24 protein-coding genes, 2 pseudogenes and 1 riboswitch are annotated in these 23,563 nt (G+C 36.5%); of the genes and pseudogenes, 4 read left to right on the forward strand and 22 right to left on the reverse strand.

The features are described 5' to 3' along the window. Positions 1-65 precede the first annotated feature (65 nt). The 15 genes from ACE1TG_RS00485 to ACE1TG_RS00555 all read right to left on the reverse strand — a co-directional run bounded on the left by ACE1TG_RS00485 (position 66) and on the right by ACE1TG_RS00555 (position 10,682). Positions 66-452, reverse strand: coding sequence for an Asp23/Gls24 family envelope stress response protein (locus tag ACE1TG_RS00485; RefSeq protein WP_375050401.1), 387 nt, complete (start codon positions 450-452; stop codon positions 66-68). 12 nt (positions 453-464) lie between these two features. After that, the gene (gene accC, locus ACE1TG_RS00490) at positions 465-1,823 is read right to left on the reverse strand and encodes an acetyl-CoA carboxylase biotin carboxylase subunit (protein ID WP_375050402.1); all 1,359 of its coding nucleotides are present in this window, start codon (positions 1,821-1,823) and stop codon (positions 465-467) included. 13 nt (positions 1,824-1,836) lie between these two features. Further along, complete coding sequence (gene accB / locus ACE1TG_RS00495) at positions 1,837-2,343, reverse strand: acetyl-CoA carboxylase biotin carboxyl carrier protein (protein ID WP_375050403.1); 507 nt, start codon at positions 2,341-2,343, stop codon at positions 1,837-1,839. Positions 2,344-2,588: 245 nt separating this feature from the next. Then, positions 2,589-3,152 (reverse strand): SpoIIIAH-like family protein, encoded by a 564-nt coding sequence (locus ACE1TG_RS00500; RefSeq protein WP_375050404.1) that lies wholly within the window; start codon positions 3,150-3,152, stop codon positions 2,589-2,591. 12 nt (positions 3,153-3,164) lie between these two features. Further along, entirely contained in the window at positions 3,165-3,800 is a 636-nt protein-coding gene (spoIIIAG, locus tag ACE1TG_RS00505) for a stage III sporulation protein AG (protein ID WP_375050405.1), read from the reverse strand. Beyond that, positions 3,797-4,426, reverse strand: coding sequence for a stage III sporulation protein AF (gene spoIIIAF, locus ACE1TG_RS00510; protein ID WP_375050406.1), 630 nt, complete (start codon positions 4,424-4,426; stop codon positions 3,797-3,799). The genes spoIIIAG and spoIIIAF overlap by 4 nt, the downstream gene beginning before the upstream one ends. 11 nt (positions 4,427-4,437) lie before the next feature. Then, complete coding sequence (spoIIIAE, locus tag ACE1TG_RS00515; protein WP_375050407.1) at positions 4,438-5,613, reverse strand: stage III sporulation protein AE; 1,176 nt, start codon at positions 5,611-5,613, stop codon at positions 4,438-4,440. A 37-nt stretch (positions 5,614-5,650) separates the two neighbouring features. Further along, on the reverse strand, positions 5,651-6,043 hold the full coding sequence (spoIIIAD, locus tag ACE1TG_RS00520) for a stage III sporulation protein AD (protein ID WP_375050408.1): 393 nt from the start codon (positions 6,041-6,043) through the stop codon (positions 5,651-5,653). Positions 6,044-6,049: 6 nt separating this feature from the next. Continuing rightward, positions 6,050-6,256, reverse strand: coding sequence for a stage III sporulation protein AC (gene spoIIIAC / locus ACE1TG_RS00525; RefSeq protein ID WP_092492599.1), 207 nt, complete (start codon positions 6,254-6,256; stop codon positions 6,050-6,052). A gap of 18 nt (positions 6,257-6,274) precedes the next feature. Next, positions 6,275-6,790 (reverse strand): stage III sporulation protein SpoIIIAB, encoded by a 516-nt coding sequence (spoIIIAB, locus tag ACE1TG_RS00530; RefSeq protein ID WP_375050409.1) that lies wholly within the window; start codon positions 6,788-6,790, stop codon positions 6,275-6,277. Further along, positions 6,735-7,712: a stage III sporulation protein AA gene (gene spoIIIAA, locus ACE1TG_RS00535; RefSeq protein ID WP_375050410.1), complete on the reverse strand. Its 978-nt coding sequence runs from the start codon at positions 7,710-7,712 to the stop codon at positions 6,735-6,737. Before spoIIIAA ends, spoIIIAB begins: the two co-directional genes overlap by 56 nt. Positions 7,713-7,959: 247 nt before the next feature. Next, the gene (efp, locus tag ACE1TG_RS00540; protein ID WP_375050411.1) at positions 7,960-8,517 is read right to left on the reverse strand and encodes an elongation factor P; all 558 of its coding nucleotides are present in this window, start codon (positions 8,515-8,517) and stop codon (positions 7,960-7,962) included. A gap of 19 nt (positions 8,518-8,536) precedes the next feature. After that, on the reverse strand, positions 8,537-9,598 hold the full coding sequence (locus ACE1TG_RS00545; protein WP_375050729.1) for a M24 family metallopeptidase: 1,062 nt from the start codon (positions 9,596-9,598) through the stop codon (positions 8,537-8,539). 18 nt (positions 9,599-9,616) lie between these two features. Further along, positions 9,617-10,045, reverse strand: coding sequence for a type II 3-dehydroquinate dehydratase (gene aroQ, locus ACE1TG_RS00550; protein WP_375050730.1), 429 nt, complete (start codon positions 10,043-10,045; stop codon positions 9,617-9,619). A gap of 91 nt (positions 10,046-10,136) precedes the next feature. After that, the gene (locus ACE1TG_RS00555) at positions 10,137-10,682 is read right to left on the reverse strand and encodes a YqhR family membrane protein (RefSeq protein ID WP_375050412.1); all 546 of its coding nucleotides are present in this window, start codon (positions 10,680-10,682) and stop codon (positions 10,137-10,139) included. Between the two features lie 255 nt (positions 10,683-10,937). On the opposite strand from ACE1TG_RS00555, the gene ACE1TG_RS00560 reads away from it, so the two are divergent. After that, entirely contained in the window at positions 10,938-11,312 is a 375-nt protein-coding gene (locus ACE1TG_RS00560; RefSeq protein WP_375050413.1) for an SA1362 family protein, read from the forward strand. A gap of 12 nt (positions 11,313-11,324) precedes the next feature. On the opposite strand, the gene ACE1TG_RS00565 is transcribed toward ACE1TG_RS00560, so the two are convergent. The 4 genes and pseudogenes from ACE1TG_RS00565 to ACE1TG_RS00580 form a co-directional block, all read right to left on the reverse strand. Beyond that, the gene (locus tag ACE1TG_RS00565; RefSeq protein ID WP_375050414.1) at positions 11,325-12,215 is read right to left on the reverse strand and encodes a patatin-like phospholipase family protein; all 891 of its coding nucleotides are present in this window, start codon (positions 12,213-12,215) and stop codon (positions 11,325-11,327) included. Between the two features lie 85 nt (positions 12,216-12,300). Continuing rightward, the gene (gene mntR / locus ACE1TG_RS00570; protein WP_375050415.1) at positions 12,301-12,720 is read right to left on the reverse strand and encodes a transcriptional regulator MntR; all 420 of its coding nucleotides are present in this window, start codon (positions 12,718-12,720) and stop codon (positions 12,301-12,303) included. Between the two features lie 269 nt (positions 12,721-12,989). Continuing rightward, positions 12,990-14,756: pseudogene (locus ACE1TG_RS00575) on the reverse strand (vitamin B12-dependent ribonucleotide reductase); the annotation flags it as partial. Between the two features lie 309 nt (positions 14,757-15,065). Beyond that, a pseudogene (locus ACE1TG_RS00580) lies at positions 15,066-15,860 on the reverse strand (ribonucleotide reductase N-terminal alpha domain-containing protein); the annotation flags it as partial. 433 nt (positions 15,861-16,293) lie between these two features. Here ACE1TG_RS00580 and ACE1TG_RS00585 point away from each other — a divergent pair. Then, positions 16,294-16,665 (forward strand): rhodanese-like domain-containing protein, encoded by a 372-nt coding sequence (locus ACE1TG_RS00585; RefSeq protein ID WP_375050416.1) that lies wholly within the window; start codon positions 16,294-16,296, stop codon positions 16,663-16,665. 24 nt (positions 16,666-16,689) lie between these two features. Here the strand turns inward: ACE1TG_RS00585 and gcvPB are convergent, their stop codons facing one another. From gcvPB to gcvT, 3 genes are read right to left on the reverse strand one after another with little or no spacing between them, the layout of a single operon-like run. Beyond that, a complete protein-coding gene (gcvPB, locus tag ACE1TG_RS00590; protein WP_375050417.1) occupies positions 16,690-18,147 on the reverse strand; it encodes an aminomethyl-transferring glycine dehydrogenase subunit GcvPB in 1,458 nt (485 codons plus the stop codon). Beyond that, positions 18,140-19,489 (reverse strand): aminomethyl-transferring glycine dehydrogenase subunit GcvPA, encoded by a 1,350-nt coding sequence (gene gcvPA / locus ACE1TG_RS00595; RefSeq protein WP_375050418.1) that lies wholly within the window; start codon positions 19,487-19,489, stop codon positions 18,140-18,142. The genes gcvPB and gcvPA overlap by 8 nt, the downstream gene beginning before the upstream one ends. A 13-nt stretch (positions 19,490-19,502) precedes the next feature. Then, the gene (gene gcvT / locus ACE1TG_RS00600) at positions 19,503-20,609 is read right to left on the reverse strand and encodes a glycine cleavage system aminomethyltransferase GcvT (RefSeq protein ID WP_375050419.1); all 1,107 of its coding nucleotides are present in this window, start codon (positions 20,607-20,609) and stop codon (positions 19,503-19,505) included. A 263-nt stretch (positions 20,610-20,872) separates the two neighbouring features. After that, positions 20,873-20,960, reverse strand: a riboswitch (glycine riboswitch). Positions 20,961-21,098: 138 nt separating this feature from the next. On the opposite strand from gcvT, the gene ACE1TG_RS00605 reads away from it, so the two are divergent. Beyond that, complete coding sequence (locus ACE1TG_RS00605) at positions 21,099-22,757, forward strand: DEAD/DEAH box helicase (protein WP_375050420.1); 1,659 nt, start codon at positions 21,099-21,101, stop codon at positions 22,755-22,757. Continuing rightward, complete coding sequence (locus ACE1TG_RS00610) at positions 22,747-23,544, forward strand: YqhG family protein (RefSeq protein ID WP_375050421.1); 798 nt, start codon at positions 22,747-22,749, stop codon at positions 23,542-23,544. The genes ACE1TG_RS00605 and ACE1TG_RS00610 overlap by 11 nt, the downstream gene beginning before the upstream one ends. The last annotated feature ends 19 nt before the right edge of the window (positions 23,545-23,563 follow it).

The following is a 23,563-nucleotide window of genomic DNA, read 5'->3' on the forward strand; positions in this document are numbered from 1 at the left end:
ATGACGAAAACCTTCACAGGAAACAAATTAAGGTCAAAAGAAGATACCTTCTTTTGACCTTAAAATTATTCGCTTTCTTCTGCACCTTCCATATGGATACCAACCACATGTACATTGATTTCATCAATTTCCAGTGCTGTCATATTTTTTAATGTTTGCCTGATATTATCCTGAAGCTGCTGTGCAACCTTTGGAATGGAAACTCCAAAGTTTAGGACAACAAATAGATCAATAAGTATTCCTGTTTCGGTGAGTTCAACTTTAACACCTTTACCGTGCGACTTTTTGCCAAAGCGTTCTACAACACCGGTTGCGAAGTTACCTCGCATTGATGATATACCGTCTACTTCAGAAGAGGCTATACCAGTTATTACTTCAATTACCTCTGGTGCAATTTCAACTTTACCCAGGCTTGAATCGTCACTTACGTTTAACAATGGCTGTTCGCTCATCTTTTCACTCCTTTAATCTTCCTTTTGCAGAATTGGGTTTTCCTCAAGGAATTTCGTATTAAAGTCACCTTTCACAAATACATAGTTATCCATAATAAGACGATGAAATGGGATTGTCGTATCTATGCCTTCTACTACAAATTCATCCAAAGATCGCTTCATTCTGTTAACAGCTTCCTGACGAGTGGGACCATAAGTTATTAGCTTTGCAATCATGGAGTCATAAAATGGAGGAATACTATAACCAGGATATGCAGCAGAATCAATTCGTACTCCTAATCCACCGGGTGGTAAGTACATTTCAATCTTTCCAGGTGATGGCATAAAGTTTTTAAAAGGATTTTCTGCATTAACCCTGCATTCAATTGCCCATCCATCAAATTCAATTTCATCTTGCTTGAACGATAACTTTTCATTATTTGCAATTCTAATTTGTTCCTTAATCAAATCTACTCCGGTAACCATTTCTGTTACAGGGTGCTCGACTTGAATTCTTGTATTCATTTCCATAAAATAAAACGATTGGCTGGTCCGATCGAATATATATTCAATTGTACCTGCACCAACATAATCAACTGCCTTAGCAGCTTTTACAGAAGCATCACCCATTTTAGCTCGGATTTCAGGAGTGATTGCGGGGGATGGTGTTTCTTCGATCAACTTTTGAAGTCTTCGTTGAATTGAACAATCCCGCTCACCTAAGTGTACAACATTTCCATGCTGGTCGGCTAATACCTGAATTTCTACATGTCGAAAGTCCTCTATGTATTTTTCTATGTATACACCTGGATTTCCAAACGCAGTTTCAGCCTCTTTTTGTGTCACTCGAATCCCTTTTATCAAATCTTCTTGTGTTTCAGCAATTCGTATACCTTTTCCACCACCACCAGCTGTTGCTTTGATGATTACAGGATAACCAATTTCATTTGCAATTCTAATAGCTTCATCTTCATTTTCAATAACTCCTTCAGACCCAGGCACAATAGGAACATTAGCTGCTTTCATTGTTTCTCTGGCAACATCTTTAATTCCCATTTTTTGAATTGCTTGAGCAGTAGGACCGACAAACTTAATATTGCATGCCTTACAGATTTCTGCAAAGTCAGCATTTTCAGAGAGAAATCCGTAGCCAGGATGGATCGCATCAACCTCGGTTAAGGTAGCGACACTCATGATATTAGTAAAATTCAAGTAACTATCTTTACTTGACGTTGGTCCAATACAATACGCTTCATCTGCTAATTGAACATGTAATGCCTCTTTATCGGCTTCAGAAAATACAGCAACTGTCTCAATATCCATTTCTTTACATGCCCGAATTATTCGAACAGCTATTTCTCCTCTGTTTGCAATTAACAGTTTTTTAATCACATGCTACATCCCCTTATTTAGTCTTTACTCTAAATAGTGGTTGACCATATTCTACTAATTCGCCATCTTCCACTAAAATTTCAACGATTTCACCTGAAACCTCTGCTTCAATTTCATTAAATAGTTTCATTGCTTCAACAATACAAACAACAGAATCGTTTTCGACTTTTGATCCACTCTTTACATACGGATCACTTTCCGGATTAGGAGCGGAATATAGCGTACCTACCATTGGAGAGACAATTTCATGATCGAAGTCTGTTGCCGTCTCTTCTTCAGCCGTTTCATTTTCTGGTGTTGTTGCTGCTCTTTCTTCTTCTTTAACTTTTGGTTCTTCTACTTTAATTTTTTCTGCAGGTTTTTCCGCAGGAGCTTCGTAAGCTACGTTTGACTTAACTGCTATGTTTTCATTAGATTTCTTCATAGAAACAGTTGTTCCATTTGTTTCGTAACTGAACTCATCAATTGTAGATTGGTCTACCAATTTTATTAATTCACGTATTTCCTGTACTTTTAACATGTCTGGCACCCCTTCATTTATTACAATTTAATAACAGGTACTAATAACTCCTCTTAACATTCTACGACAAGTATATGTAAAACTTCAACCCATAATAGAATGCAGTATGTTTATTAAACTGCCCTTAATATGTAAAACGTTTTCACTTTACAATTATATCAATTATATCTGTTTTATGCGAACACTTTTATTACATGGGAAAACCGGACGGAAAAATCCGCCCGGTTTTATTTATATGAAGTCATTTAACTTTCAGTTGGCTGGAAATCAACATTTACTGTTATCTCACCAAATTCATCCTTAACCATCTGCATAATGTTAACTGCTTCTGTTTTGGTTAACTGATCAACTTTCACATGTACATGCACCTTATCTTCATCATGTCGAACCAGAACATCCTCATAATCAGCTGATGCCACAATCGATTTTTCCAAAATTAATTCTTTTGAAGATATACTTTCTAACTGGTTAATTTCATTTCTAGCTTCATTTTTCTCTTGAATACTAGCACTGCTTGATGCAACGATATCATCCAGACGGTCTTTTGCTGCACTCCGTTCATTCTGGACTTCCATTCGAAGTGTTGTAAATAACTCATCCTGTCCCAAATTAGAAATGTCGTCTACGTCAGCATCGGTATCACTTGCGTCACTTGCCGCTGAATCAGATGAAGAAGCCTCTTCTGATGAGTCATCCCCTTCAGGCAGATAAGCAAGATCGCCACTATCCGGGGATGTAATATAATAAACACTCAACACAATCATTAAACTTAACATCGTTAAAAGCCATACAGTTTGTTTTTTTAACATAAATAAATCCTCCTAATTTTTTGGCATTACTGAAACTCTATGTGTTGGAACATCGAGTACACGAGAAACCGAATCAACTACCCATTTTTTTACCGTTGCATGATCTACCCCCTTTGCAACAACAAAGACCCCTCTTACTTCAGGTTTTTTTGTTCGGATAAGTAACGGGACTTCTTTGTCTCCTTGTCTTACCAATACAACTTGTGTCTCTTTCGTATTATCTTCAATTTCTCTTGTCCCGCCACTTTTATCAGTTTCAGTTGTAGATTGTTGCCCAGCAATTAAATTTTTTTCATAAACTTTAACTTTGGTAGATTCGAGATTTACCATGACTTCAACATCTGAAACGCCTTCAATATTATTAAGCATTTCTTTCAAGTTATTTTCATAACCCGATTCTATATCATCCACATTTGAGGTGCTTTTTGATTTATCTGAGAAAGTTTCCTCTGCTGGTTTTTCAACTTCAGTTGCAACATTGCTAATGGATTGATTATCATCTATTGTTGAACTTGAGAAAATATTTCCTATTATGAGTAATAACAGTCCAATTAAACCAACGATTACAATGTATCCTGCTTTTTTGGATAGCTTACCACCATGTTCTGATTTTTTAGTCTGTAAAAAATTTTTAATTTGCTTTTTCAAGTTGTACCTCCTCCCCACAGGATCGTTAGTTTCTTCGTATCTATTTCCCATGTATCCTGTAATAATAATTTGATTCCATTCACATCCACTTGTTTATCATTAGTGTTTGGCTTGTCCGTATTAATTACAATATCGTCAATTGCACTCACAGATCCCTCCTCTTCATCTGACTCATTCAAATACACAATAATTTCATCAAAGTTCTCAATTGTAAGCTCCTTTTCTGCAGAAAGTTCAGTCTGTGGAAACTCAATATTTGATATTTCTAACTGATAATCTTCTAGTAATGGTTTTTTTGCCAGTTCTTTTAGTTGGACAACCGTTTGTTCTAAAATATATGCATTCTGAGACTCTTGTATTTCACTTTTTTGCATTTTAATTGAATTTTCTACTCGTTCCCCCTCTGATTGCTGGTTCATTATCTGTGAATAAGACCTCTCCAGAGCCTGTTGGGCATCAAAGTCAAACAAATAAAATAATGGTTTTAAAAAAATTAGAATCAGTATTAAACCAACAACTAATTTGATGTATTTTTTCATTGAGGTTGCTGGAATTAATAAATCGACTATAGAAGCAAGTAAAAGAAAAATAATAATTTGTGTAACCCATTGGGTAAGGATTTCCATTTCCGGGCCCCCTAGCGCAAGAGAAGTGTAATATTACTTGCGGCAACCAAAATAACAATAGCCAGAAAGAACATTAACGTTACCGCTAACAAACAGGCTAGAATATATACAATGTAATTGCTTATTGTGTTAAGGCTTGTTATTACAGGACCATCCCCAATCGGCTGTAGAACAGCTGCTGCCAGCTTATATATCAATGCAATAGCAAATATCTTAAGTGCAGGAAATACTGCTATTAATACAATTATTAATACACCAACAATTCCAATGGAGTTCTTTAGCAACAAAGATGCGCTTAATATAGTATCAGCGGCATCAGTTAAGGTTCTCCCGACTACCGGAATAAAATTTCCAGTAACAAATTTAGTTGTTTTCATCGCTACCCCATCACTTATGGCACTAGATGCACCCTGAACTGACATTACTCCTACAAACACTGTTAAAAATACACCTAAAGCTCCTAAACCAACTGTCTTGAATAAGTTTGCTAAATGTGTCACTTTGTAATTATCATTCAAGCTGCTAACAATTAATAAGAGAGCTGATAAAAATAATAAAGGTAAAATAAACTTTGCAACTAACACACCGCTGAAATTTATAAGAAAGATTACAAGAGGCTGAAAAAATGAGACAGTAATAACATTTCCAAGCGTAGCCATAATACTTAAAACCAAAGGAAGTAAGGCGATCATGAATCCACTCATCGTGTCAATTGCATCTTTAGCATAAGAAACTGCCAAGTAAAAACTGTTCAATGCCAGAAAGATTAAAACAATATAAACTACAAAATAAGCAATTTTGCTAACAGTACTTTGTTCAAAAGCAGCATGCATGGTCTGCAAAACCATTGAAAATAGAGTAAGCATTAATAAAAGCCCAAGTAATTTTCCATTCATAATAAGCTCATGAAGAAAATATTCGATAAAACCCCATAACGTGTTTTTTATGGAAAATGAACCGTTATCCTTAATGAATTCTACGATGCTTGTTTTCTCAAGTTCCGGTAAATAGCCTCCATAATCATCAACTAATGTATGCCAAAAGGATTGCATGTCATCTAGTGAGATATCGTTCAGCATTTTGTTTTGAACGTTATTTGATTTTGGCTCAGCAGAAACAGTTTGTTGCCCAAACAAGAGTATTTGCAGTATCAGAAGAACAACGAGAACCCACTTCTTTTGTACCATTCAGCATACGTACTCCTTTCAGTTTCCTTCTTTAGTTCTAAGCTGAAGGTATGAAACTTAATATAGCTTCGATGACGGCAGTTATTATTGGAATCGCTAATAGCAGTATGAATATCTTCCCGGCAAGTTCGATTTTGGCTGCTACTGAACTGAGACCTGCATCTTTCGTTAAACTTGCCCCAATTTCAGCGATGTAAGCTATTCCAATTATTTTTAAAATGGTCCTCATATACATACCATCAATATTTGCTTTATTTCCTAGAGACTCAATTAGTTCGAAAATAACGCCAATTTGTTTGATGATAGCCAAAAATATCAGGACACCGGTAATAACAATCACGAAAAATGCAAAAGACGAATTCATATCTTTCAACACAATATATAGGATGCTTGCGATAATTCCTAGAACAACAATTTGTAAAATATCCATCTATCACTACCCCTGGAAAAGGAATACAGATTTTATCTGCTGAAATAGATCTGAAAGCTGATTAACAACAATTACCAGTACGATTACAAATCCGACAACTGTTGCAAAGTGTGCGATGTCCTCTTTGCCCATTTGTTTTAAAATGGTATGAATGATAGCTACGATAATTCCAATACCTGCAATTTGAAATAAGATTGATGCATCAACAGCCATGGGTGTACTCCCTTCCCTCTAAATGAGCAGTAATACAATGAATATCCCACATAATAACCCCAAACTTTTTGCCATTTTACTGTACTTATACTGGTTGTCCCTTGCTTCTTCCAACTCCCTGTCCAGGTGTTTAATTGTTAAGTGGATATGCTTTTTCTGTTGTTCGAAGTCATGCTGTCCTAGTGTTCGTCCAAATTGCTTAAGAATTTCTTCTTCATTTGTACCAAGCGCCGATTCTTTCAATAATTTATTCACTTGGTTGTCCCAGACATTGTATAAATCAACACCTTTTTCATTTACTAATGTGCGACTTAATCGGTGGAAAAATGATCTTGCTGGATCAGGAATTTGCTTTGCAATTGTCTGAAAAGCATCCTGTAAGGTTAACTGACTATATAAAATTTCTGCCTCTAAAATTTGTAGTGCATTTTTCAATTGTCTGATATGTTTAGGTCTTGCATTTAATTTTCTACTGAACTCAAACCCTATTAATGTTGTTGTGCCTATGAAAAGAAGTGCTCCAATCCACTTCATTTTTTAAGCACCCCGTTTTCTGTAAAATATTTTCTTCTTTTTGATTATATATACGGTGAATATTTCCAGGCTTTTTTTGTCTATCTAACAAGACAACTCGTTGAAAGACATTATATTCAAATAACATCGTCAATGATGGACGTTTCTTTAATTCTTCAAGGCTATTGCCATGTATGGTACAAATAACTGTTACACCAGTATTGATTGCCTCCATAAGTGCTTGTACATCATTTTCGCTGCCAATTTCATCAACTATAAGTACTTCAGGTGACATGGATCGTATCATCATCATCATACCTTCAGCTTTTGGACATGCGTCCATTACATCGGTTCTTAAACCTAAGTTATGCTGCGGTACCCCCTTTTTAGATCCACCTATCTCTGATCGTTCATCTATTATTCCTACTTTTTGTGCTGACACATTACGCCATCCTGTACTAATTAAACGTGCAACATCACGTATTAACGTTGTTTTTCCTGTTTGTGGGGAACCGATAAATAGTGTATTCTGATAATTATCTGTGTACAGGTATGGAATAATTGGTAAGGCACACCCTATTTGCTGCTTAGCTATACGTATATTAAAAAAGGCTATATGCTGAATGGCTTTAACCGCACCATGTAATGTGTTTACTTTTCCTGATAAACCAACACGATGCCCCCCCTCGATAGTGACATAACCCTCACGCAATTCATCTTCCATACGATATAATGAGAATTCACTTAGTTGATTAAGCACAAATACACTTTCGTTACGATCAGGTTTTATTGATTCAATCCACTCTGTATGGTCATCAAAAATCAGTTCGACCGGTTGATTTAAGCGAAAACGAATCTCTTGCATAGTCTTCCAGCGGTCTTTAACTCTGTAGTTTATTGCTTGTCTAATGTCTTCTGGAAATAGTCGCAATATCTCTTCCATAACATGTCCCCATTTTTTATAGTATCTTTTTAATAGATATATGTTTTTAAGGAGAGATTATGACTAATGAAAGGCATTTCCGGAGTGGTGTATATTTTTCGCCATTGAGAGGCGATTCATATTAATTGCGAGGATTAAAAGCAGTATATCTTATTTTACTAATTCAGTCAGAAAGTATCTTTACTTTATAAATGCAATAAAAAAGACGATCCTTTTTATAGGACCGTCCTTCTCAAATTATCTTCTTCTATGCTCTAGAAACATATTTACCGTCGGATGTATTAATAACTAATACTTCTCCTTGATTAATGAAAAATGGAACTTGTACAATTAGGCCAGTTTCTAATGTGGCAGGTTTTGTCCCGCCACTGGCAGTATCACCTTTTATACCTGGCTCTGTTTCTGTTACGGCTAGCTCCACATTATTTGGAAGTTCTACACCAATTACTTCGCCTTCATAGGTGATGATAGATACTTCCATATTTTCTTTTATATAGGGCAGTTGATCTTTTAACTGACTGGTTTGTAACTCCAGCTGGTCGTAAGTGTTTGTATCCATGAATGCATGACTATCACCAGATGCATACAAATACTGCATTTTACTCTGTTCGATGTGTGCCTTATTTACTTTTTCCCCGCCACGAAATGTTTTTTCCTGGATATTCCCACTCCGTAAGTTGCGTAATTTCGAACGGACAAACGCCGCACCTTTTCCTGGTTTCACATGCTGAAAGTCCATAACCTGCCAAATATCATTATCAACCTCAATCGTCAACCCTGTCTTAAAATCATTTACTGAAATCATCTCTAATTCCTCCTCTATCCTATAGATGAATTAATTCTTTAGATGAATGTGTTAATCGTTCATTTCCATTCTCTGTTATAACAATATCATCTTCAATACGGCATCCTCCAACATTTGGAACATAAATTCCAGGTTCAACAGTCACAACCATCCCAGGCTCCAATTGCTTATCTGATCTGAATGATAGACCTGGTCCTTCATGTACCTCCATCCCAAGTCCATGTCCAGTTGAATGCCCAAAATAATCTCCAAAACCTTTTTCTTTAATATAATCTCTTGTAAGTGCATCTGCTTCTTTACCAGTCATCCCTGGTTTCACACCTTTAACACCAAGTAATTGCGCTTCCAGTACTGTGTTGTATATCGTTTTTAGCTCATCATTTATCTCACCAACAGCAACAGTTCTAGTTGTATCTGAGCAATACCCATTAAATAGTGCACCATAATCCAGTGTGACAAGCTCACCAGATTCAATCTTTTTTTCTGAAGCTACGCCATGAGGCAATGCAGCACGATAACCCGATGCGACAATTATATCAAAACTAGATGATGTTGCTCCTTGTTTTCTCATAAAGAATTCTAACTCATTTGATATATCTATTTCTTTCACACCTGGTTTAATATAACGCTGAATATGCTCATATGCATCATCGGCTATCTTAGCAGCCTGCCTTAAGATGGTTAGTTCCTCTTCTGTTTTGATTAAACGAAGATTTTCTACTAACCCGCTTACAGGTATTAACTCCACGTCAAATTCTTTCTTATAAATTTCATAAATAGAAAAAGTCACATGATCTTTTTCAAAACCAACACGTTTAACATTCATCTGATTCAATTGACTATTAATTTCTTCATGAATTGACTTTTTATGTTCTATTACGGAAAAACCAGAAGCCTGTTCGTTTGCTTGTTCTATGTAACGGAAATCTGTAATAAATCGCGCTTCGTCACTGCTTACTAATACTGCACCTGCTGTTCCAGTAAACCCTGTTATATAAGTTCTGTTGATTGGACTAGTAATTAATATAGCGTCAAGCTCATTTTCCTTTAAAGCTTTACGCAGTTTATCCAATTTCTCCATCATACCATCCCTTTCTATTTATTTTTCCAAAAATGCTAGTGCTGCCATGCGGTAACTTTTCATCCCAAAACCTACTATTTGTCCATAACATGCTGAGGCGAGCATCGACTGGTGTCGGAAAGCCTCGCGTTTATGTACATTTGAAATATGAACCTCAATTACAGGTGTTTCAATTGCCATAATAGCATCACGGAGGGCAATACTTGTATGGGTGTACGCAGCGGGGTTAAAAATAATTCCTCTGTATTTTCCGTTAGCCTTATGCAGACGGTCAATCAATTCCCCTTCATGGTTTGACTGAAAGCAATCCAAGTCACATCCGTGATATTTTGCTAATTCTGCTACCTCTGTCTCAATGTCATGTAACGTAAATTCCCCATAAACTTCCTTTTCCCGTGTTCCTAACAAATTAATATTAGGGCCGTTTAATAGCAGCAGACGATTCATAAGCTTGTTCATTCCTTTTTAAATTCATATAATTTACGCACTTTTTAGTTTATCATAAACGCGATCGTTTGAATAATGGTAATAGCAAAGATTAATTTTGCTTTGCTTTTATTTCGTCTTCCTTTCTTATAGTATCAGCGTAGTCATATGAAATAGAATATCCAATGAATGTTCCATATAATATAAAAAGGCATAACGTAGAAACAATCGTATACCTGTTCAACTCCATTAAATTGGGTATGTTCGGGAATATTGGCTGTACAATATAAAAGACAATACCCCATAGAATAATTCCATATGCAACACCCATCCAAAGAGAGTTTATTTTCTTAAATAGCCCATAGTAAATAAACGCTGTTAACAGTGAAAGGACACTCACCATTACAATGGATAAGAGATTACCCAGCCAGCCGTCTGTCCAATCAGCAGTTACCCAAGAGCGTATTAAATAACTTTTAGGTGAAACTTCTGAGAAATTAAAATAATAAATAACTATCCCAAAGAACCCTGCTAATAATCCCCCAACGAATCCTGTAATTAAAGATCTGGACAAAAGAGACATTGGTTGTTCCTGCTTATTTTGCTCTAATTTCTTATCCTCTTCCAATACAAACACCTCCATTTGTATTGTTACCAATTGCCATAAAACCAATCACCTCATTTAAACACAATTATTTTTATGTAGTTAATTTAAAGGTTTTCTAGTAAAATAGAATAAATACAACAATTTAAAGTGGAATGCAAGTATTATAAAAGAAAAAGATACAGTATTGAATATTTTGAGCAAGAACGGAAAGAATTTAAAGTAGCAAAACATTTTGTAAATGATGATATAAATGCAGAGAATAGTGGTATAGGTTAGTAACGTAATACTCGAAAGGAGGTCGTGCAGATGGTTCGCAATAAATTCTCCGTGTTTGTTTATATAATAATAGGCTTGGCTGTTGTTGGTGTAATTGCACAGCTATTTACAAATACAGCTTCCTTCCTTACTAACGTACTAATGATGCTTGGATTTGGTGTAGCAGTTTTTGCGGTAATCTATTTTGTATTTCTCAAAAAACGAAGCCCTTCCCACGATAATAAGAAATATAAGCAAGCCGTGAAACAGTCAAAATCAAAATACTCAAACCAGAATGAAAAATCACGTCCTACTTCTAAACGTCCACAGCCGATTCAAATGAAAAAGAAGCTAAACAAACGTGCATCTCATTTACGAGTAATTGACGGGAATAAATCAAAAAGAAAAAACCGAGCTACTTTTTAAATAGCTCGGTTTTTAGTTTGGCCAATATTTTAAGAATTGATCAGCCCTATGTTTACCAATTTTAATTAACTGTTCTTTCGTTAATTCACTAATATTAAAATTAGTTGATTCAACATTCTCCACCGGAATAAAAATTATGTTACTTATTTGAGATTTAGAAATATAACGTGCATCATGTGCATGTATCATCGTTGAAAATAAAGCGTGAAACATATCAAGTGCATTACTTATCTTACGTGGGGACTGCTGTTCAGGATAGCCGCTCAATCTCACCCCTAGTATCGGTCGTTTATTCCGTTTGTTTTCATTTTCAAAAATCCATAAAGGAAAGTTGCTCAAAAGACCCCCGTCAACAATCAGGCTCTTTTGTTTTGATTTGCCTGGTAATTTTTTTGGCATGAAAAAATAAGGAAACCCTGCACTCATCCGGACAGCTTTTGCAACAGAAAAGTAGTTAGGGTCGATTCCATAAATACGTTCTAAGTCATCTGGTATAACAACCAATTTGCCTAGTGAGATATCACTAACTACAACTTTAAGATAGCCCGGTTTCAAATCTTTAAAGGTATAAACATTCTTATTTGCTAACTGCTTATATAACCAATTCTCAAGCTTATCGCCTTTATATATCCCCATCTGAAAGTATAGAAAAATCCATTTTGAATACGGGATTAATGTAGTCCACTTTGGTGCATCCATAAGTTTTTGTACATTTAGATCGTGTATTAATCTTTCAATTTGGTCAATGTTATACCCGGCAGCAATCAAGGTGGATATAATTGCCCCTGCCGATGTTCCTGCTACTCTTTCAAACGATAAACTATTCGCATCAATACTTTGAAGTGCACCAATAAGTGCATACGCCTTCACTCCACCACCAGAAAACACGCCATCAATTTTCATGAGTTCTCCCCTTGTATAAAGCCTCTATTATATATTTAGGAGAATACATGTAAAATTAGAACTCATATAAATATGTAATTATTAGTTAATGCTCTTCGCTTGCTTTAAGCTGTTTCAATTCCTCAATACGATTCTTATCTGCTTTAAAGTATTGTACCAAGTCACCAATGCGGTCTATTGAATTCCAGCTCAGATGATGTTCTATCCCTTCAACATCTTCATATATTTTATCATTATCTACACCAATAATTTCAAGAAAATCCTCAAGTAATTCATGACGAAAAACTAAACGCTCACCAATTTTCTTTCCCTTTGATGTTAAAATAAATCCTCTGTATTTCTCATAATTTAAATATTCATCTTTATCAAGCTTTTGCACCATTTTGGTTACTGATGATGGGTGGACCATCAAAGCTTCTGCAATATCAGATACACGTGCATACCCTTTGGATTCAATTAGATTATAAATTTGCTCAATATAATCTTCCATACTCGGTGTCGGCATAAAATCAACTCATTTCAAAGAATAAATTTTTAGTATGTGCAACAATGTTTCTATAAAAATAATACAAGATATCCGCGAATTAAACAAGTCATCTATTATGTGCCAAAATTAAAGGCTAATTTTTACAACATTGGAGTTATTGGGATTAGTAAACTCTAAAAGCTGCGATACAACAATGTATTTTTAACCGCAAAAGTTATAGCTATAAATCTTAAGAGCCAAATCAAAAGAGAAGAACCAACTTGTAGTCGATTCTTCTCTTAAACAACTTATAAACCACATTTAAGCTGAGCTCCACAGCTTGTACACGTGTTACATCCACCAATATCTTCTACGCTGCCCTCCCGGCAAACAGGGCAAGTATCGCCTACTTCTGAGCCAATCATAACGTTAGTTTTATCTAATTCCTGAATCGTGTCCATCAACACTACTTTAGGCTTTTCGGTTTCCTGAAATAGTTCAGTTTGTTCACCTTCTGAGTTCTCTTCTGCTTTAAGTGTCAGAACCTGCGAATCTCGACTGCCGTCTACATAAACTGTACCACCTTTAGCTCCACCGTTGTAGAGTCTGTGGTATACATTTTCTACCTGATCAACGGTATACCCCTTTGGTGCGTTCACTGTTTTGGAAATTGAGCTATCAACCCAACGCTGAATAACACATTGAGTATCGGCATGCGCTTCTGGTGCTAGGTCCATCGCTGTTACAAAGAAATCAGGCAGGTTTTCTGAATCTTGTTCAGGGTTCCTATCTAAATATTCTTGTACAATTTCAGCCTTAACTTCAATAAACTTCCCTAACCTGCCACTTCTATAGTAAGAAAAGGAGAAATATGGCTCTAATCCCGTGCTCACACCGACCATCGTTCCAGTTGAACCAGTTGGAGCCACAGTCAGGAGATGTGAATTGCGAATACCATATTCAAGAATGCCTTTCTTAATATCTTCAGGCATTTTTTTCATATAGCCGGTGTTAATAAAGGCTTCACGCAGTATTTGCGTTTCCTCGTTCGTTTTCCCAATAAGGAATGGGAAACTACCTTTTTCTTTAGCTATTTCAATTGATTCACGATATGCAGTAGTTGCAATTGTTTCGAAAATTTGATCAACTAGTTTATTGCCTTCAGATGATCCATATTCCGTTTCACAATAAATCAGAAGGTCATGCATCCCCATAACACCTAGTCCGACCCGACGTTCACCAAGTGCTTGCTTTTTGTTTTCCTCTAAAAAGTATGGTGTTGCATCGATTACATTATCCTGCATACGCACCCCGGTTTTAACGGTTTGCTTTAATTTTTCAAAGTCTACAGCGCTCGTATCTTTGTTAGCCATTTCTGCCAAATTAACTGCCGCAAGATTACAAACAGAATATGGCGCAAGTGGCTGTTCCCCACATGGGTTTGTTGCTACTACCTGATCACCATATGCTTTTGCATTTGTCATTTCATTAGCATTATCAATGTAGAATATTCCTGGTTCTGCTGAGTATGTTGCACAAATATTAATCAGATTCCAGAGTTCTTTAGCTTTTACTCGGCGATAAACACGTACGCCATAGCCCATTTCTTCCCATTTTCGAACATCGCCAACTTTGTCCCAGTTCTCGTTATATGCCTTCATTTCTTCTTTGGTATAATTCTCAACATCAGGAAAACGTAAATCGTACGTATCATCATCTTCAACAGCATCCATTAATTCTTTCGTAATACAGACTGATATATTGGCTCCTGTTAAGAATTCTGGGTTATGGACAGAATAGGTTCCCCCAGTTATTAACTTTTCTTCCGCTTCACGGATAGCAGCATCTGTAAAGCCACCCTGTCCTGGCATTGTATTATAGTTCAAGATACCTTGATACAAATCCACTTCTGTTTCTGTCAATGGTGTAAACTGCAGTTTTTCCTGTGCCAGACGCTTAATTTGTTCATCTTCGGTATTTTCGATCAGATAGCGCAGAATTCTCGGATTCTGCATTTTGGAGATAATAAATTCCATAATATCAGGGTGGGAATCTACTAACATAATCATTTGAGCCAAATTGTTACGTTGATGCGTTAAATCAACTCTCTAAGTCACCTTAGAGTTCAGACCATATCTTACACACTAAAATGTGTCCTCGCGCTTCGAAATCACTTGATTTCTACTCTACTCACTTCCGTCTGTGACGTGCTTTCGATGGTCGTTGAACCTTCTTCTGTACGAAGATTGGCTGCTGATTGTCTTTTTCCACTTGCTGTTTTTTAGCATTCACGCTTACCGTTTCCGGTTACGTTGTAGCCAGCAAGTCATTAAAGAGTTCCCAGCAATTCACGAGGTTAGTTTATAGACGAGGCACTTATGTTTACCACGTCTTGATCCGCCTTGTTCTACCAGATGTGTTAATTTTGCGATATCATCCAGCCAGGAAACTGATCCTGACGACTTTCCGTTTACACCTCTTGCTAACGTGTTACGAGGTCTTAAAGTTGATCCGTTTGTTCCAACTCCACCACCCCTGCTCATAATTTCCATTACCTGTTTGCGATGGTCAGATATTCCTTCTCGTGAATCTTTAATGTACGGCATAACATAACAATTAAAGTAAGTAACGTCTGTGTCAGCACCTGCACCGTATAACACGCGTCCAGCTGGAATAAAATTCAACGAGCCTAACTCATCCGTAAACTTCTCAAACCACTCTTTCTGCTTTGCTTCTGTCGTTTCAACACTGGAAAGTCCCGTGGCATTTCTCTTAGCTATTTGTTCATAATATACTTCCAAAGGCTTATCAATTACATCTAGTGACCGTTTAACGATACCTGTAGAAGCTTCCTGCTCATTATCCAGTACAGATAGAAACTGTGAATCTACCTGAATTTCTGCTTCTTTATGTGCCCAGTCTATTGATTTCACATAACCCAAGCCACGTGCAGGAAATTTCGGGTCTGCTTTCACAGTTAAAACGACAAAGTCCCCTTCTTGCAACGTCTTTTTTTCCGTGTCCTTAAAAGCATACCGATCAAGCATAACCAGACGGGATACACCTTTGTGTGTGATTTTCATATCATCAGTTATTGGATGTACTTGCGGAAACGATTTGATATCTTCATTCAGCATGTTAACATCTATATCTTTACCGCTTTCAACAGCAATCGACATTTTTTGATCGCTCCTTTAACTATTTATTTGTTATACTATAAGATATCATAATTCATATACTAAAAACAATATATAGTATTCATATTTTAAAATAAATACTATATATTGAGAATTGAACAAATAAGCATTAATCTGTCAATCATCAAAAAGCAATTTAATATGAAGTAAAATAGAGATATATTAAGGAAATTACTAAAAATCCAGTATTCCTAATCTTTTTTATATAATTCATTTAGTTTCTCAAAACCCTACTAGAAGGAACGTTGTTTTGGTACTGCACAACAGTGCTTGACGATTTTAAGGATAGTCAGACAATAAAAAATAAGCAAAATGACCTACCCGCTTTCTTAACTGCCAAGAAAAATACTTTGAAAAAATAGCTAATCCACAATATAATAGAATAGACACAAATGAAAGTTACGGGGGATAAGCAATGGAAATTTTAGTAATCGGGATTGTCGTAATAGTCGCAGTAGGAGTATTCCGGTATTTCAGACAAAAAAACGTCGTCACCATATTAACAGAAGATCAGTTTCGGGAAGGTTATCGCAAGGCACAGCTAATTGATGTAAGAGAACCGCAGGAGTTTAAAAAAGGTCATATTCTTGGGGCCAGAAATATTCCAGTAACACAAATGAAGCAACGACTTGTAGAAATGCGAAAAGATAAGCCATTATACCTTTATTGCCAGAGTGGTTCCAGGTCAGCAAGAGCTGCTCAGCTGCTCCATAAAAAAGGTTACAAAGATTTAAATCAGCTTAAAGGCGGCTTTAAGAAATGGACAGGGAAGATTAAAAACGGATGAGGTAATTACCTCATCCGTTTTTATCTATTTATTATATCGTAAAATCGGCTTTCTTGCGGCTGTTGTTTCATCCATACGTTTTACAATTGTATTAAAAGGTGCCTCCTGAACTAATTCCGGATCATTTTTCGCTTCATTGGAAATTTGTATCATTGTATCAACAAAACCATCCAACGTTTCTTTTGATTCCGTTTCTGTAGGTTCAACCATTAACGCCTCTTCTACATTTAACGGGAAATAAATTGTAGGTGGATGATAGCCATAATCTAGCAGGCGTTTAGCAATATCCAATGTCCGCACACCTAATTTTTTCTGTTTTTTACCTGATATAACAAATTCATGCTTACAATGTTGCTGATATGGCAGCACGTATTCCTTCTCTAGTTTACGCATCATGTAGTTCGCATTTATAACTGCATATTCACTAACTTTCTTGAGCCCTTCAGCCCCCATCGTGCGAATATACGTATATGCACGCAAATTAATACCAAAATTCCCATAGTAAGGTTTAACACGCCCGATTGATTGAGGACGATCATAATCAAAAGTATATAAATTATCTTTTTTAACAAGTAAAGGCTTTGGCAAATATGCAGCTAATTCACTGCTAACACCTACAGGCCCTGATCCTGGACCACCGCCACCATGTGGACCGGTAAAGGTCTTATGCAGGTTTAAATGAACGACATCAAATCCCATATCGCCAGGTCTGGTATATCCCATAATCGCATTTAGATTTGCCCCATCATAGTACAATTTACCTCCAGCACCATGAATGATTTCAGCCATTTCCAGGATTTCTGTTTCGAATAACCCCAGTGTGTTCGGATTTGTAAGCATTAAGGCTGCTGTATCCTCACCAACAACTCTTTTAAGATCCTCCAGATCTACCAAACCTTTATCATTTGTTTTGACTGTAACAGCATCAAAACCCGCTACTTTGGCTGATGCTGGGTTTGTTCCGTGTGCCGAATCAGGTACAATTACTTTTGTCCGATTGTAATCTCCATTTGCTTCATGGAATGCACGAATCATCATCAATCCAGTCCACTCACCCTGAGCTCCTGCTGCCGGCTGTAAGGAAACTTCATGCATTCCTGTAATTTCTCTCAATGAAGTCTGCAGATCATACATCATTTCCATTGCACCTTGCACACTCTTTGGATCCTGATGTGGATGAATATGACTGAATCCGTCAAGTCTTGCTACATCTTCATTTATTTTAGGATTATATTTCATCGTACACGAACCCAGTGGATAAAACCCGGAATCTACACCATAATTTCGTTTTGATAAAGCTGTATAATGACGCATGATTTCCAGTTCACTTACTTCAGGTAAATCTGGTGCATCTTTACGAATATAAGAATCCTCAAATTCGCTTTCTAGATCAAATTCTGGAACATCAAATTCTGGAAAACTATAACCAGTTCTTCCTTCTTTACTACGTTCGAAAATTAACGGAAAATCTGTCTTAGCCATGAATATCCCCCAATTCTTTTACAAAAGTATCAATTTCTTCTTTTGTACGAATTTCTGTTACGGCAATTAGCATATGTCCTTCTAACTCTGGGTAGGCCTGTTCGAGATCATACCCGCCAATTATGCCTTTATCTAAGAGCTTTTCATTTACAGTTGCAACATTTTTAGGGAGTTTTACAACTAATTCATTGAAAAATGCCCCCTCTGATATTACTTCAATCCCAGTTTCCTTTAATTTTTGCTTCGCATAACGCGCTTTTTGCATATTCAATACAGCCATTTTTTTGATTCCATTTTTGCCAATTGAACTCATTGCTACAGAACTCGCAAGTGCATTTAAGGCTTGATTTGAACAGATATTCGATGTGGCCTTATCACGTCTGATATGCTGCTCTCTTGCTTGCAGTGTAAGTACAAACCCTCGCTGCCCATCTTCATCTGTTGTTTGGCCAACTAACCGCCCAGGAACTTTACGCATTAATTTATGCGTTGTCGCAAAGTAACCACAATGCGGGCCACCAAATTGTGCAGGTATCCCAAATACTTGCGTATCTCCTACTACAATATCCGCACCAAACTCGCCTGGAGGTGTTAAATATCCTAGTGATAACGGGTTACTAGAGACAATAAACATCGTTTTCTTTTGCTGACTGATCATTTCATTTACTTCATGCAACGGTTCAATTTGACCAAAGAAGTTTGGGTATTGCATTACAACACTTGCAGTATCTTCATCCAATTCATTATTTAGTTGCTGTAAATCTGTCCGCCCATTATGATGATCAATTTCAACAATTTCAAGATTTGGTCCTTTTGCGTATGAATCAATAACAGCTCTTGATTCAGGATGGATTGCCTTTGAAACAAGAATTTTTTTGCGTTTCGTTTGACCAGCACTTAAATTTACAGCTTCTGCCAGTGCTGTTCCGCCATCATACATGGATGAGTTGGCAACTCCCATACCAGTTAGTTCACAAATCATCGTCTGAAATTCGAAAATTGCTTGTAGTTCACCTTGTGAAATTTCTGGTTGGTAAGGTGTATAAGCCGTATAAAATTCTGATCTTGAAATCACATGATCCACGACTGATGGAATAAAATGATCATAAACACCAGCACCCAGAAATGAACTGTATTCTATCAGGTTAGCGTTTTTCTTGGCCATACCTGCCAGTTCTTTTTTTAACTGTGCTTCATTTGCTGGTTTTTTAAGATCCATTTCGCCTTTAAAACGAACCTGATTTGGTATATCTGAAAATAGCTCTTCAGATGACCCAACACCAATCGTCTCAAGCATTTCCTTTTTATCAGTTTCAGTCATTGGTAAATAACGAAATTCCATGTAAAAGCCCTCCCTATTTATCACGTTTGTAAAATGGTGTTTTAACGACTTCTGCCTTCAGTTTTCGCTTTCGTATTTGAACAAATAACTCTGTGCCCAAATCGGCAAATTCACTTCTCACCAGGGCCAACCCGACATTCTTTTGTAATGTAGGAGACTGAGTTCCAGAAGTAACAAATCCTACTTCAGAATCTTCGATGTAGACCTGATATCCTGTACGAGGAATACCTTTATCAATCATTTCAATACCAACTAACTTTCTGTCAGGACCCTGTTCAGCCTGCTGCTTCAGCACTTCTTTTCCAATAAAATCTGCTTCTTTGTTGACTTTAACTGCAAACTTCATACCAGCTTCAATTGGGCTTATGTCTTTTGAGAGTTCTTGACCGTATAATGCTAGTTTAGCCTCAAAACGAAGTGTATCTCTTGCGCCAAGGCCAATTGGTTCCAAACCATTATCCCCACCTGCTTCTAGTATCAAGTTCCACAGATTCCTTCCATGTTCGGCGTCGATATAGATCTCGAATCCGTCTTCTCCTGTATACCCGGTCCTTGATACAATTGCACCTGAGTCAATTGTAGAGAAATAAACAGGGTTTTCGAAACGGAAAAACTTTATTTCACTTAAATCGGTATCCGTCAGACGTTGAAGAATAGCTTCAGCGTGTGGTCCTTGAAGTGCCAACTGTGCATACTTGGATGACACGTTTTCAATAGAAACCCCTGTGTCGTTGTTTTCTTTTAACCATTCGAAGTCTTTTTCTATATTGGCTGCATTCACAACTAATAAATAGTGATCTTCCTCCAGCATGTAAACAATAAAATCATCAACAGTTCCACCATCGTGATAACACATAAATGTATATTGTGCACGCTTTGGAGTTAATGTGGAAACATCGTTTGTCGTTACCTTCTGTAAAAAAGACTTGCTATTTGGGCCCTTCACTATAATTTCGCCCATATGCGAAACATCAAATAATCCGGCTTTTGTCCTGGTAACTTCATGTTCATGTTTTATTCCCTTGAATTGTACAGGTAAGTCCCATCCGCCAAAATCGACTGTCTTTCCTCCTGCCTTTTCATATTCGGGAAACAATGGGGTTCTTTTCAACTCACTCATTCCATCCACTCCTTTAAATATTTTTTAGAAAACTTGGCTTATCGCCAAGCCCTAATGGCGAAAAGCCTTAGTTGCACTTATGCAGTAAGAAAGGAGTTATACTTTATTAACTGCCCACATAAAAATAGAGATTTCTCTGAAATACAGGGAAATCTCTGTCCTTTAACCTGAAAGTTGCGCGCCAAGGAACTGAATACAAATTCCTACCAGCACTTGCTTCGTTGGTGGTTTACTAAGGTAAACGTAAACACTCTCCAGAGTTGCGTCATACAAGAGTCTTTTTGCCTGAGAGATTCACACATGTTTGCTCCTTCGGCGTTACTTAATAGTAAGCTCTCCCCTTGTACTCATTCGCATAATGAAATTAGTTATTTTGGTTATACTATGTATCAGTAACTAAGAAATATCTACTTTTTTATGAGTCTCATTATAGCATATGAACAATGTGAAAAGTAGAGATAAGATAACTCTTTTAAAAGGAAGTATGTTATGGACCGCATTGAACTTCAAAAAGATTCTGTTTTCATAGAAGAATTCGAAACAACGTTAGAGAAGGAGGGTTCTCTCTCTTCGTGGGAGCTCTTTCGGATGACCTATCAAGCCGAGTTAACTACTATGGCACCTTCATTTGAAGGATTAAAATCACTAGAATATTTGCCCCACATGGAATTTCTTGAACACCAAATTTCCTGTGCTAATCAAGTTATCGAAGAAATGAATGGCCGAGCAATTTTAGCTGATGAAGTGGGTCTTGGAAAAACAATAGAAGCGGGTCTTATTTTAAAAGAATATATGCTGAGAGGACTTGTAAAAAAAGTACTTATACTGGTTCCTGCTTCCCTCGTAAATCAATGGGCAAAAGAATTAAATGAAAAATTCTATATTCCAGCAATTCCACATCGAAAGAATTATTCATGGGATCAGACTGAAATCATGATTACATCTATTGACACAGCTAAGCGTTCCCCGCATCGCGAACATATACTTGATATTGACTATGACTTTATATTAATAGATGAAGCCCATAAACTAAAGAACCACAAAACAAAAAACTTTGCCTTTGTTCGATCGTTAAAGAAAAAATATTGTTTATTATTAACTGCTACACCAGTTCAAAATCGTTTAGTGGAAATATTCAATTTGGTATCTATTTTAAAACCAGGTCATTTAGGTGATTATGACAGCTTCCTAGAACAATATGGAAAGGACCGTAAAAAGATAAAACAGGATAAATACCTGAAACAATTAGTCCAAAAAGTAATGATTCGAAATACACGAAAAAACACGGAATTTGATCAGGTAAAAAGAAAAATTGAGACGATATGGATTGATTTTAAAAAAGAAGAACAAGATGTCTATTCACACCTGCAAAATGTCACAGAGTTCTTTGCTACATTCTCAAAAATCACATTACTTAGAGAGCTCTGTTCATCAAGAGAAGCATGCTTTTTATCATTACAAAAAATGATGACAAGCAATGAAAAAATAGATGTAATAAAACCAATCACAGATAAAATTGAACAGCTTCCCCAACATGTAAAGGCTGAAAAAGTAGTAGAAGTCATCAAACAATTAGGCGATGAAAAAGTAATCATCTTTACTGAGTACCGTGCTACACAATTATACTTGCAATGGTATCTGAAAGAGAACGATATTACTTCAGTACCTTTTAGAGGCGGATTCAAAAAAGGGAAGAAAGACTGGATGAAGCAATTATTTGAAAATCGCGTACAGGTTCTTATTGCAACTGAAGCTGGAGGCGAGGGGATTAACCTGCAATTTTGCAACCATTTAATAAATTATGATTTGCCATGGAATCCGATGCGATTAGAGCAACGGATTGGCAGGATACACCGCTATGGTCAGCAAAATGATGTCCATATTTACAATTTGGCAATTCGCGGCACCGTGGAGGAGCATATTATGACACTATTGTATGAAAAAATAAATTTATTTGAACAAGTTATTGGCCAATTAGACAGTATTTTGGCAGAACTGAATATAAATGACATTGAATCGGAAATACAATCCATATTTTCTGAATCCTCTTCTACTGGTGAGGCAAGAATAAAACTGGATAACCTTTCTTCAATCATCAAATTAACACATGATCAAACGGAACAGAAGGAGCAACAGTATGGCAATTAAAAATTTACACCACTTTTTAGAGTCTTACTTCACAGCAAACCACTGCAATTTTGTCTATAACAATGAAGGTGTCCTTACTGTACAATTAACTGAAGACATGGATCGTGCTTTAATGAATCGGCCGTTTTATTGGCATTACATTAAAAAGATTGGTAATCCCGGAGACCCTATGCAGCTTACATTGATTACAAACCCTGAAAAAAGGGACGAAAAAGGCGAATGGGTTCATTTTGGGAGCCCGCGATTACAGCAAATTCTCAATAAGCTAAAACAGGAAGAAACATATACGAAATTATTTGAACGTATTGACACGAATCAGAAAACAGCTCTATTTCCATGGCTGGTTACGAATATTAAAATTAGCTATCAAGGGAAACAGAAAAGAGATGAAATCTTTTCAATTGGACTGCACCTGGTAAACGGTTCCATGAAAACAGACATGATGGACTTTTTAGAAGAAAAATCATTACAAATGACAATCTCAGATTACTGCTATACCATCTCGCCGATTATCAGACTAAAAAGTGGTTTTATCAGAATCGAATCGGTTCTTGAAAGCTATATTCATAATCAAACACACGATTGGGCTGAGGAATCATTAAAAACAATGGAGGAAGAAATTCTGTTGGTAAACCACTTTTACAGTGCAAAAGACGATGAGGAACATACACAACAGGAAAGGAATAAAGAAATTGGAGAAATTAATAAGCGGTATCATCCACGAATCACCTTTAAGGTGATAAATGGTGGAATATTTTACTTAGCAGAAAATAACAATAATTCATAACAGGCAAATGTGTAACATT

This window comes from Virgibacillus sp. JSM 102003, from assembly GCF_041949995.1.
In the GTDB taxonomy this organism is placed as follows: Bacteria; Bacillota; Bacilli; order Bacillales; family Amphibacillaceae; genus Lentibacillus.